General features: G+C 31.7%; 11 protein-coding genes. All 11 read right to left on the bottom strand.

Translation table 11 applies throughout. The features are described from left to right. Nucleotides 1-2: 2 nt before the first annotated feature. The 11 genes from Q1B37_RS21340 to rplS all read right to left on the bottom strand — a co-directional run bounded on the left by Q1B37_RS21340 (nt 3) and on the right by rplS (nt 11,675). Nucleotides 3-824 (bottom strand): DUF4249 domain-containing protein, encoded by an 822-nt coding sequence (locus tag Q1B37_RS21340; protein WP_299902300.1) that lies wholly within the window; start codon nt 822-824, stop codon nt 3-5. A 4-nt stretch (nt 825-828) separates the two neighbouring features. Further along, nucleotides 829-3,201 carry a TonB-dependent receptor gene (locus Q1B37_RS21335; RefSeq protein ID WP_299902378.1) on the bottom strand — a complete coding sequence of 791 codons (2,373 nt, stop codon included), beginning with the start codon at nt 3,199-3,201 and terminating at the stop codon, nt 829-831. A gap of 291 nt (nt 3,202-3,492) precedes the next feature. Continuing rightward, nucleotides 3,493-3,672 (bottom strand): hypothetical protein, encoded by a 180-nt coding sequence (locus Q1B37_RS21330; protein ID WP_299602536.1) that lies wholly within the window; start codon nt 3,670-3,672, stop codon nt 3,493-3,495. Between the two features lie 65 nt (nt 3,673-3,737). Continuing rightward, complete coding sequence (locus tag Q1B37_RS21325; RefSeq protein ID WP_299902298.1) at nt 3,738-4,286, bottom strand: outer membrane beta-barrel protein; 549 nt, start codon at nt 4,284-4,286, stop codon at nt 3,738-3,740. A gap of 88 nt (nt 4,287-4,374) precedes the next feature. Then, nucleotides 4,375-5,007 carry a hypothetical protein gene (locus tag Q1B37_RS21320; RefSeq protein WP_299902295.1) on the bottom strand — a complete coding sequence of 211 codons (633 nt, stop codon included), beginning with the start codon at nt 5,005-5,007 and terminating at the stop codon, nt 4,375-4,377. Nucleotides 5,008-5,087: 80 nt separating this feature from the next. Beyond that, nucleotides 5,088-5,756, bottom strand: coding sequence for a hypothetical protein (locus tag Q1B37_RS21315; protein ID WP_299602532.1), 669 nt, complete (start codon nt 5,754-5,756; stop codon nt 5,088-5,090). A 51-nt stretch (nt 5,757-5,807) separates the two neighbouring features. Next, nucleotides 5,808-6,899: a hypothetical protein gene (locus tag Q1B37_RS21310; RefSeq protein WP_299902294.1), complete on the bottom strand. Its 1,092-nt coding sequence runs from the start codon at nt 6,897-6,899 to the stop codon at nt 5,808-5,810. Then, entirely contained in the window at nt 6,880-7,434 is a 555-nt protein-coding gene (locus tag Q1B37_RS21305) for a hypothetical protein (RefSeq protein ID WP_299902293.1), read from the bottom strand. The genes Q1B37_RS21310 and Q1B37_RS21305 overlap by 20 nt, the downstream gene beginning before the upstream one ends. 4 nt (nt 7,435-7,438) lie before the next feature. Then, nucleotides 7,439-7,978 (bottom strand): sigma-70 family RNA polymerase sigma factor, encoded by a 540-nt coding sequence (locus Q1B37_RS21300; RefSeq protein WP_299902290.1) that lies wholly within the window; start codon nt 7,976-7,978, stop codon nt 7,439-7,441. Between the two features lie 178 nt (nt 7,979-8,156). Beyond that, a complete protein-coding gene (locus tag Q1B37_RS21295; protein ID WP_299902287.1) occupies nt 8,157-10,382 on the bottom strand; it encodes an NADP-dependent isocitrate dehydrogenase in 2,226 nt (741 codons plus the stop codon). A gap of 942 nt (nt 10,383-11,324) precedes the next feature. Then, nucleotides 11,325-11,675, bottom strand: a complete 351-nt coding sequence (gene rplS / locus Q1B37_RS21290) for a 50S ribosomal protein L19 (protein ID WP_299602520.1) — start codon at nt 11,673-11,675, stop codon at nt 11,325-11,327. Between the last annotated feature and the right edge of the window lie 101 nt (nt 11,676-11,776).

Here is an 11,776-nt window from a genome sequence, read left to right as displayed (position 1 = left end):
GATCACTCTTCAATAGTAAATTGAAAACGATTTGCTTCAGAAAGGTTAAAATATCCTAAAGCATAATTATCGGGATTAGTTGTATTTATAATATTACCTCTTATTTGAGCAGGTGGTGTTTGAAAAGGGTTTCCACCTTCTTGTTCGCTTTGTTCAATTAAAATATTAGAGTAATTAAAATACCTTTCATCTATACCTAGTATTTTTATAGTAACTTCTTCACCACCGACCATATCTTCGTAGAAGTAAGAGAAATTAAATGATTCTCCTTGATAAAATCTGTCTTCGCTTGGAAGGTATAAGTTAAAGTCAAAATCGAATAAGTAAAAATCTTCTCGGTTGCCATCATCTGTAAAGAAAACGATTATTTCAGTTTCATCACCTTCAAACAAAGTTCCATCTCCTTGTTCTATATTGTCAATAGCTACTGTAGGGATTAATTGAGTGGTAGCTTTATAAGTTTCTTCATTATAGATTACAGTAAGTTCATAATCAATATCAAATTCTGGAATTACATTTGGATCTTCTGGAATGAAAAAGCCTGGTTCACCTAAAGATTCTACAAAATTAATGATAGAATTGTCCGAAAGATTAGTGATAAAAACAGTGGCATCACTAACGGTAGGAACGCTATCATCAAAGAAAGGTGCAGAAAGTGAAAGTCTTACGCCACCTAAAGCATCAATAGGTGTTTCATCTAAGTAAATTTCAAAAGAAGCGTCAATAACCAGTCTAGGTTCTCCATTAGGTACATCAACATCAATAACATCCTCACAACTAGTGATGATTAAAAGTCCTATGATATAAAAGCATAATTTTTTCATAATGCTAAAATTTAAAATTATAAGTTACAGCTGGCACGATTCCGAATATAGAAGTACGTACCGCTTCATTTACGCGGGTTTCTGTGTTTTGGCTAAAATTTATAGACGCAGCATTTCTACGATTATATAGATTATACACACTAAAAACCCATTCGCCTTGCCATTTTCTATTTTTATTTTTTCCAGGTGTAAGTGTAGCCGAAATATCCAAACGATGATATGATGGTAATCGTTGATCGTTACGCAAACCATCAAATACCGGAACTACTAAACCTTGAAATTCAAATTGTCCTGTTGGATAATTGGTAGGTTGTCCTGTTTGGAATAAAAAATTGGCATTGAATTTCCATTTTTCATTTAGCTCATAACTTCCATTAAAGGATATATCATGAGTTTTGTCGTATGGAGTATTATACCATTCGCCATTATTGATTCCTGTTTCTGTTGGTGTTCTTCCTGGTGTACGTTGTTCAGATTTAGAAAGGGTATATGCAAGCCAACCTTTGAATTTTCCTTCGTTTTTACGAATTAATAATTCTAATCCATAAGCTCTGGCTTCTCCATTTAGAATTTCGCGTTCTATAGCATCATTAGCAATAAGTTCGGCACCATCTATATAATCAATTCTGTTTTCTATATCCTTATAAAATATTTCTGTTTCAATAGAATAAGCATCATCCTTAATACTTTTAAAATATCCAATGGCATATTGATTAAGCATTTGGGGTTTTACAAATCTTCCACTAGGTGTCCAAACATCCAGTGGAGTAGGAGAGCTGGTATTGGATAGAAGGTGTAGATATTGTGCCATTCTATTATAACTCGCTTTTATTGAAGTATTATCATTAAAAGCATATGCTAAGGCAACTCTAGGTTCTAGATTTGTAAAGTTGGCTAATTGAGCACTTCTACTTACGCTTTCAGTTCCAATAGGATCTGCAGACTCGTAAATTTGTAACTCTTCATTAAATAGAAGTGGATTGTCATTTTCGTAGATGTTTATTTCATCCTGACCCAATCGTATGAAGTTACTTAACCGAATTCCATATTGCAATGATAAGTTGTTAGATATTTTGTGTTCTGCATCTACATATACTCCAAATTCATTCGCGTATTTGTCAATTAATTTATCTCTAATGATACCAGAATCATCACTATTTGGTTTAATCTCCCCAGGATTGAATCGATAATAAATATTGTTAATTCCATAGTTCAACTGAAAATTATCACTTAGATAGTGTTTCAGATCGTATTTTAAATTAAAATTTCGGATACCAGAATCCCATTCAAATCCTACAAAGTCGAGTTCTAATCCGTAGAAGTAATCTGAATAGATGAGCGATAAGTTAGAAAATAATTTGTCAGAGAATAGGTGATTCCATCGTAGATTTAAAACCGTATTACCATATGTGTTTCTAAAGCTTTCACTAATCGCGAAAACGTCTCTACCAAAATATCCTGATAAGAAGATATTGTTGTTTTCGTTGATTTTGTAATTAAGTTTTGTGTTCAGGTCGTAGAAATAAGCAACATTATCATTTCCATCATCTACAAGAGGCAGAAATAGGTGTGCGTAGGATGCTCGACCACCTACCAGGAAAGCTCCTTTGTTTTTTACGATGGGGCCTTCGGCTAATAGTCTACTGGCTACTAACCCTAATCCTCCATTGATATGATATTCTTTACTGTTTCCTTCTTTTTGATAAATATCCAAAACCGATGATACACGGCCACCGTAGCGAGCTGGAATTCCACCTTTATAAAGTTTTATATCCTTAATAGCATCTGGATTAAAAACGGAAAAGAATCCAAAAAGGTGAGACGAGTTAAAAATAGTAGCTTCGTCTAATAAGATCAGATTCTGATCTGCTGCACCACCTCTTACATTAAACCCAGAAGCTCCTTCACCACCACTGGTTACTCCTGGTAGCAATACGATGGATTTAATCACATCTGCCTCACCAAGTACTACAGGAATTTGTTTTATAGTTCCTGCTGTAAGTTTGTTAAGACTCATTTGTGGTGTTTTGATGTTTACTTTTTCTACATTTTCGGTGATAACTACCTCGTCTAACATCTCCGAAGCTTCTACTAATTGAAAATTGAGTTTCTTATCTTCATTTAGATTAATTTCCTGAATAATATCTTTGAATCCCAAATAACTAACTTGTAGTTTGTAAGTACCTTCGGGTAAGGTGATAGAATAAAACCCATATTCATTAGTAACTACACCTTTTCCAATTTCTGGGAAAAGTACATTAACACCAATTAAGGTTTCGTTACTGGATTTTTCTGAAATTGTTCCGTTAATTGTGAATTTTTCTTGGCCGTATATGGCAAACTGCAGAGTACAAATAGCCAAAAGGCTACATAAAATGTTCTTTTTCAAAAGCTGTATTTTTAATATTTGTACGGTTTTAAAAGTATTTGCAATACGTACGATTATTTCAAAAGTACTAAATAATAGAGCTTTAAAACCGTATACATTTCCTAAATATATGTTATTTATTGATAGCCTTACATACTCAATTCTTTATAGAATTAAGGACTTGTTTTATGAAATATACCAATAAGAAGATCGTATTGATAATTTGTTACATTATCGAATTGTAAATAAAAACTGCATGGTATTACATAACCAGACAGACCTATTATTGGTAACAAAAAATTAACTGGATTTTAGTTCAGGTTTCCAGCAAAAAGCAATGGGCAACCATTCTTCGGAGCATACAGAATTACTATTTGTGGAATTAGTATTTGATTTGCGTTTAAGATATACCTGGTTGTTTTCTGAAAATACATAGTTAGTCTCTATTTTTTTGGTTTCAACAATAACTTTAGTTTTCATTTGGGGCTTTTGTAACATTTTATAAATAATTAATATCAACATCTGTGCCTAAATTTAATTTGTTATTAAAATCTGTATCCAATTCCTATTTTAAGTAACTGTATTTGTGTGTTAAATGAAGTATCTGGAATATCATTTGGCGCACTGATACTACTAAAATCATATTGTACCTGAGCAAAGATTTTTTTGGTGATATCATATGCAATTCCAAGATTAAGATTTAAACCACCTTCGGTTGATGGGGTTTCTAAATTGGAATCTCCAGATACATTAAAACCGATTATAGTATATCCAATTCCTAAAGAAGGGTGAATTTTATCAAGAACGATTAATTCTCCAAATAATCTTGGTTGTACTATATATGCAGTAGTGGTTACATTTTGAAATGAATCATTTACGAATACGCCTCCGTTTAAAGAAGCTCCAACACTGAAAGCTGATTTAGTAAAAAACTTATAATCAATTCCGATATCAGCTATTCCATCATAAAATTTTCCAATAAAATTATCACCCAATGGTATAGGGTAATTCACTTCTAAATTTATTTTAGAATCCTGTGAAAATGACTTTAAACTGAAAATTAATACGGTAATAAGAAACAATAGTTTTTTCATGATATCATATTTTAAGTTTTGTATATAAGGTTTCGTTTCAACTCGTAAATAGTCGAATGAATTAAATTGGATGAATAGATTTTATTTATTAATCTTTTGGTGGATTTTTCTTGTACCTGTTTTTGCCAAGATTAAATACTCCGATTTTTGTACCAATATTTAAAGAAACTCCATTGATATTATCCAAGGTATTTGGTATTGGATCTATTGGTGTGGAGAATCTATATTTTATAGCAGCTTCAAATTGTATGTACTTAGATAAATTATACAAGACACCAAATCCAGGTTCTACTACTAATGTAATATCCTCACTAGTTGATATTGGACCCGAAATTTGAGTATATCCTAAACCTATTAAAAAAGGAAACGAAAAATTAAAATTAGAGGAACGGATTAAAATATTTTCCGAATGAAGACCACCGTAAATAACCAATAAGTCATAATCGGCTCCAAACGAACGATCAACAGATCTTAAATCTGAGGCCAATGCTTTAACCGCTATTCCAAGCTCCATTTTTTTATTGTAGACATATGCTAGTTTCATTCCGCTAGATATTGTTGCGTTTTTCTTAATGAAACCAGCAGCCATTTCTCCTCCTAGATAAACACCATGTAGGATATTATTTCTATCATTAAATTCTATATAATCTTTATCCTGTGCTTTTGTGTAAAAACAGTTAATGAAGATAAATATGAATAATACTATTTTCCTTTTTTTCATAATGTTTAGTGCTATTAATGTCAATCAACTTTATGGTTGAGAATTTTGTTTGATCATTTTTATTCTTTAGAGTATCTCTCTTAGTTTTTAGGTGCTTTTTTCTTATATCTATTTTTTCCAAGATTAAAAACACCAATCTTTATCCCCAATCCAGCAGAAAACCCATTAATTCTATCAATTCCACTAGGATGAATATTAAACTTACTAGAGAATCTGTATTTTACTCCTGCTTCAAGCTGTATGAATCGTGAAATATTAAATAATACATTTACTCCAGGTTCTGCTACAAATATGGCATCCCATTCATAATCATCTTCATTGAACTCACCATCATTTAATTGTCCATCGATATAACCAACTCCTCCAAAACCAACAAGTAACGGAAATGATAGGTTTACTCTGGATTTACTGAATAATATAGGTTCGAAATGCATTCCGGCATATCCTCCGATCAAGTCTTCATCATTAGAAGCAGATATTCCTGGTAAGTTTTGTTGCGAATAGAAACCTTTCATTCCGAAACCAACTTCAAACTGTCGATTAGCAACATATGCTAATTTAAGTCCGATTAATCCGGTCTCTTCTCCGTCAATCTCACCATAACTGGTGCTAAAACCAAGATATACTCCGTGAACGATATTTTTACGGTCATTAAATTCTATATAATCACTGTCATTTTTATCTTGAGAATATATTTGGCTAGAGCTAACGATTAGCAGTGTGATTAGTAGTTGGATTGTTTTTTTCATTGATATTGATTTGTTTTGTTGAATTGATAAATGGTTGTAATTGTAATGTTGTTATTCCTTTAGTATGATTACCCCTTTTCTTCCTGTAATCTTGAATACTCCTTTCTCTAGATTTGAACCGTAGGTACCCTGAATCTCGCGTAGTCTTTTTTTGTCATCAATCATTTTATTTTTAATGTTTTTGAAGGTTTTAGGAATTCTTAATAAACCTTGCTCTAACGATGCTTCGAAATCAAAGTTGAGATTAGAAATATCAATATTGATTTCTGAAGATTTTTGATTGATATCCACATTTGCAGTAGGATTTGTAATCCTATCCACTTTAAAATCTGCGACATCCATAATGAGGTCAATTTCATGAATAAGATTGTCTAGCCAAACTGTAGAAAATTTTAGTTCTCCTTTTATTTTTTCTATACTTCCTAAAAAGATTTTGTCTTTACTGGAATATAGTTGAAGCTGATTCACTTTTTCAATATTGATCGTTGATCCATTACTGAGTATTCTCAGGTTTTTAGAGGTTTGAAGGTCAAATTCACTGTTTTTTAATTCGACCTTTCCATAGGATATTGATTTGGTCTGTAGCTTACCAAATGTCATGTTTATATTGGCATTGATAATATCATTATTGATCCACATATCGCCATGTTGTGAATCTGATGTCAGTTTACCATCCCATTCACTAATTATGATATCTCCAAACTTGTTTGTAAGTTGAATTTCGGCATTTATGGGTAAGCTGATTTTGTAGTCTATTTGTACATTTCCTTTGTCGAAATCAAATGGGTTTACACTATTAAAAATTTTTGTAAAGAAGTTGTCATTTTTTTCTTCTATATCCGAAACAATCTTTATAAAGCCATTAGCCTGATGAATAGATGGGCGAATTCTATCTAGTAATTCCTGAGCATCGTCTTTTTCCTTTTTTGAGACAGAGACATTTATTGTAATTGCTATTTTATTTTGATCCCATCCATCAATAATAATGTTACCATATTTGTTTTCTAATTGCAGGGTTCCTGAATTTGTGAAATCATATGTTTTTTCAATCGATTTTGATAGTTTTTCCTGAGCTTGCAGATGATAACACTGGAGAATTATCAATAAGATGAGAGTTGTTCTTTTATAATATATATCCTTCATTATCATCAGATTTTTTGGAATCTTTAATTTGTTCTAAAAGATTTTCTATTAGTTCAATTCTTTTTTTATAGTTCTGTACAATGGCTTCTAAAATGTATTCGTTATTTAGATTAGCGTTCATTTCTTCCTTCAATACCATATATTCTTTATCCAGGTCATCCATAAAAGAGAGGAATTCTTCTTTATCACTCGCCGATAATTTTGAATGTTCTTTTACCAGCGCAACTTGAAAGGATACTAACCCTTTATAGTAATTATCAATATCATTTAGTTCTTGATGAATCGCAGCATTTTTGTGAGTAGTATTGGTGTTAATTTTTGTAACAAGTTTTAGCATTGTAAAACTTCCTAAAAGGACACATATAACGGCTGCAATTTTTATAAATGGAGATTTCCAAATAACAAATCTTACCGACTCTTTTTTGTTTTCGATATCAAGTTTTGATTCGATGTCTGCCCAGATTTTATCTTCATCAGCTTTATGTTCATCAAATAGTAATTTATTTTCTCTTATATATTTTTCAAAATCATCCATAATATTATAATGTGTTTATGATTTGAATTAGTTTTTTCTTAGCTCTGTGGTATTGCGATTTAGATGTGGAATGAGTAATTCCTAATATTTCCGAAATTTCCTTATGATCGTATCCTTCGATAAGATAGAGGGCAATAATCTGTTTATATCCATCTGGTAATGCTGCAATTCCTTGTTTAATTTTTTTTATATCTGGTGTTATATTTGATTTGTTAATCTCTTCACTGATATGATATTCATGATGATCTAATGGTATTACAGGTATTTTTTTTGCTTTTAGATGATTAATACTTTTATTAACAACTATTCTCTTTAACCAAGAACCAAAAGTGCTTTCATATCGAAATGAGTTTAGGTTTTTAAAAGCATCTACGAAACTATCCTGAATAATATCTTCAGCATCTTCCTTAATATTCAATATTCGCATACTCACGTTGTACATAGCATCTACGTATAACTTATATAGCTGATATTGCGAAACCCGATCGCCAGATTTGCTTTTTTCTATAAGATCTTTATGCGTATAAAGAATATTTGTTTTCAATTATTTATGATTAGTTATCAGTCTTTCTAGAGTAACTTTTTATTTCTAACTATTATTATTGACAAACTAAAAAACAAAGGGTTGCATCTACTTATAAATTTTCGTAGATATTTATAAAAAAAAGCCTGAAAACGCAATGCTTTCAGGCTTTTATATAAGTTGTTTTTTGTTTAAAAACTTATGAAATGATTTTATTTAATGTTTCACTTGGTCTCATTGCGTTTTCTACTTTGACTACATCAGGCCAGTAATAACCTCCCATATCCACAGCATTTCCTTGAGCGCCATTCAGCTCTTCGATAATTTTAGCTTCATTATCACCTAAATCCTTAGCAATTGAAGAAAACTGTTGTTGCAATTCAGTATCTTTTGTTTGTTCCGACAATGCCTGAGCCCAATATAAAGCAAGATAGTAGTGACTTCCTCTATTATCAAGTTCATTCACTTTTCTAGATGGAGATTTTTTATTTTCTAAAAACTCCTCTGTTGCTTTATCTAATGCTTCTGCTATTACAAGTGCTTTTTGGTTATCATTAACTTCTCCTAAATGTTCTAAGGAAACGGCTAGTGCTAAAAACTCTCCCAAAGAATCCCAACGTAAATGACCTTCTTGATTAAACTGTTGTACATGCTTTGGTGCTGATCCTCCAGCTCCTGTTTCAAACAATCCTCCACCATTCATTAATGGCACAATAGAAAGCATTTTTGCACTTGTTCCTAATTCTAAAATAGGGAAGAGGTCTGTATTATAATCACGTAGTACATTTCCTGTAACGGATATGGTATCTTTACCTTCTTTAATTCTTTCTAATGAGAATCGAGTAGCTTCTACCGGAGACATGATTCTAATATCTAAACCATCAGTATTGTGCTCAGGAAGATATTTTTCAACTTTCGTTATTAAGCTTGCATCATGAGCTCTTTCTTTATTTAACCAAAATATAGCAGGAGTATCTGTTGCTCTAGCTCTACTAACAGCTAATTTTACCCAATCTTTTACAGGAGCGTCTTTTGTTTGACACATTCTCCAAATATCTCCTTGCTCTACTTCATGCTCGATTAACACAGTGCCAGTCGCATCTACAACACGAACAGTTCCGTTTTCTTTAATTTCAAAAGTTTTGTCATGAGATCCATATTCTTCTGCTTTTTTAGCCATTAGTCCTACATTAGGCACAGTTCCCATCGTAGTTGGATCAAAAGCACCATGTTTTTTACAAAAATCAATTGTTTCTTGATAAATACCTGCATAACTACTATCTGGAATTACAGCTTTAGTATCTTGAGTATTTCCATCAGCATCCCACATCTGACCAGAATTTCTAATCATAGCAGGCATTGAAGCATCAATAATTACATCACTAGGTACATGAAGATTGGTAATTCCTTGATCAGAATTTACCATGGCTAGTTTAGGACCATTTTCATAACATGCTTTGATATCTGCTTCTATCTCAGCTCTTTTAGCAGTGTCAGTAACTCTTTTTAGTTTGTTTACAAGATCACCGAATCCATTATTCACTTCTACACCGATTTCTTCTAAGGTTTCACCATGTTTTTCAAAAACATCTTTGAAAAATACTTCTACGGCGTGACCAAAAATAATCGGATCGGATACTTTCATCATGGTTGCCTTCATGTGCAAAGAGAATAAAACGTTTTTCTCTTTGGCATCTGCAACTTGCTCTTCTAAGAAAGCTATTAATGCTTTTTTGCTCATTACCGTAGCATCGATAATTTCACCTTCTAGTAAAGCGGTTTTTTCCTTTAATATAGTAGTGTTTCCATCTGTACCAACCAACTCAATTTTTACATCTCCAGCATTAGCCATCGTTACAGACTTTTCATTAGATCTGAAATCTCCACTAGACATTGTGGCAACGTGTGTCTTAGAATCACTACTCCAAGCACCCATAGAGTGTGGATTCTTTCGAGCGTATTGCTTTACAGGCTTTGGCGCTCTTCTGTCGGAGTTTCCTTCTCGTAATACAGGATTCACGGCACTACCTTTTATTTTATCATATCTTCCTTTAATCTCTTTTTCGGAATCATTTTCTGGCTCTTCTGGATAATTAGGAATATTAAAACCTTGTAACTGTAATTCTGCAATTGCAGCTTTTAACTGTGGAACAGAAGCACTAATATTAGGAAGCTTAATAATGTTAGCTTCTGGTTTTAATGCTAATTCACCAAGTTCTGCTAAAGCATTTGCTTGTTTTTGTTTATCAGAAAGGTTTTCTGGGAATACAGCTAAAATTCTTGCTGCTAGTGAAATATCTTTTGTTTCAACCTCTATATTGGCTGCTTTAGTGAATTTTTTTACTATCGGTAAAAAAGAGTATGTAGCTAATGCAGGTGCTTCATCAGTTTTAGTGTACACAATTTTGGAGGATTCAATTCCCATATTTTTTAATTTTTAGTAAGATATCCGGTTGCCTTTCGGTGTAATATCTTGTGTGTATTATACGATCTGTTTAGAAAACGATAGGTTGTTTAACCTTTCATACTTTATATTACAAGATTACCAGTGTAAGGCTATGGTAATTCCCAGTAATATTTTCCGAGCGCGAAGATACAAATATAGGCAGGTAAATGCAACCTGTTTACTGTTAGTTTTGCGTTAAAGAGCTTGAATTAAATATCTTTAAAAAAGATTAAGGTCAAAAAATGGGACTCGCAAAAAAAGAAGAGAATTTTAAGAATCGTTTTAAAAATTAAAAAGCCATATCATAATACGAATACCTTGATATGGCTTTTGTACAGAAATAAAGTTTTGTTAGCTGTTTTACCCGCTATGAAATAATAACTTTCGTTTGTTATACCAAAAAGATAGTTTCTGTAAGATAGGCAGTTTTAAACTGATAACAGTATATGAGATTTAAATACTACCTTTAGACTATTGCGAACGCTTTTGTGTATAAATTACTTATGTAATTTTGCGTTTTTTCATCCGAATAGTCTATTTCCACTTAAAATTAAAAAGGTGTCAAAACTTAATTTTTTCCTTTGGATTTCATGCTGAAAATGATTTTAAAGTAGATCTTTAAATTAATTTCAATGATGTATTCAAAAAAATAACTTTCATTTTATATTTATCCTAATCTTAAGATGGTTTATGTAAAATGTTCAAAGAACGAGTTTAGAAAAATTATAAAATAGGAATCCTTGTGTCATCACTATCAGCTATTATAAAATTTCTTATTTAAAATTACTTAAAATTAATTTGCAATACAATTTTTTGTATAAGTTTAGTTATCAACTGGTTATGAACTTAAGATGTTAACTTTTGTTCATAAAAAAAAGTTGCCTAATGACAACCTTTTTGTATTGTGAAATAAAGAATAATTTAGTTTCTTTTTTCTTTGATTCGAGCTTTCTTACCCGTAAGTTCTCTAAAGTAAAAGATACGTGCTCTACGTACTTTTCCTCTCTTATTCACTTCGATTTTCTGAAGTGCAGGTAAATTAACTGGGAAAATACGCTCAACACCTACAGTACCAGACATTTTTCTAATTGTAAATGTTTCACTAGCACCAGAACCTCTTCTTTGGATTACAACACCTCTAAAAAACTGAGTACGTGTTTTGTTTCCTTCTTTAATTTCGTAATATACTGTGATTGTATCACCTGCAGAAAACTCAGGTAATTCTTTTTTTGTAACAAATTCGTTCTGTACGAATTTTACTAAATCTTCCATTTTTGAAGTAGTTTACTTATGTTTTATCAAAACAACATTCACGATTTTCGCCAGAGGTTATTTTAATCAGGGTGCAAAAATAAGTATTATTTAATGATTTG

The organism is uncultured Aquimarina sp. (assembly GCF_947492965.1).
Classification (GTDB): domain Bacteria; phylum Bacteroidota; class Bacteroidia; order Flavobacteriales; family Flavobacteriaceae; genus Aquimarina.
This window is presented reverse-complemented; position numbering and strand designations above follow the sequence as displayed.

What these genes read in the sequence shown, in the direction of transcription:
- Q1B37_RS21340 (WP_299902300.1), bottom strand. Translation starts at nt 824, where the DNA reads ATGAAAAAATTATGCTTTTATATCATAGGACTTTTAATCATCACTAGT.
- Q1B37_RS21330 (WP_299602536.1), bottom strand. Translation starts at nt 3,672, where the DNA reads ATGAAAACTAAAGTTATTGTTGAAACCAAAAAAATAGAGACTAACTAT.
- Q1B37_RS21325 (WP_299902298.1), bottom strand. Translation starts at nt 4,286, where the DNA reads ATGAAAAAACTATTGTTTCTTATTACCGTATTAATTTTCAGTTTAAAG.
- Q1B37_RS21320 (WP_299902295.1), bottom strand. Translation starts at nt 5,007, where the DNA reads ATGAAAAAAAGGAAAATAGTATTATTCATATTTATCTTCATTAACTGT.
- Q1B37_RS21315 (WP_299602532.1), bottom strand. Translation starts at nt 5,756, where the DNA reads ATGAAAAAAACAATCCAACTACTAATCACACTGCTAATCGTTAGCTCT.
- Q1B37_RS21310 (WP_299902294.1), bottom strand. Translation starts at nt 6,899, where the DNA reads ATGAAGGATATATATTATAAAAGAACAACTCTCATCTTATTGATAATT.
- Q1B37_RS21305 (WP_299902293.1), bottom strand. Translation starts at nt 7,434, where the DNA reads ATGGATGATTTTGAAAAATATATAAGAGAAAATAAATTACTATTTGAT.
- Q1B37_RS21295 (WP_299902287.1), bottom strand. Translation starts at nt 10,382, where the DNA reads ATGGGAATTGAATCCTCCAAAATTGTGTACACTAAAACTGATGAAGCA.
- rplS (WP_299602520.1), bottom strand. Translation starts at nt 11,675, where the DNA reads ATGGAAGATTTAGTAAAATTCGTACAGAACGAATTTGTTACAAAAAAA.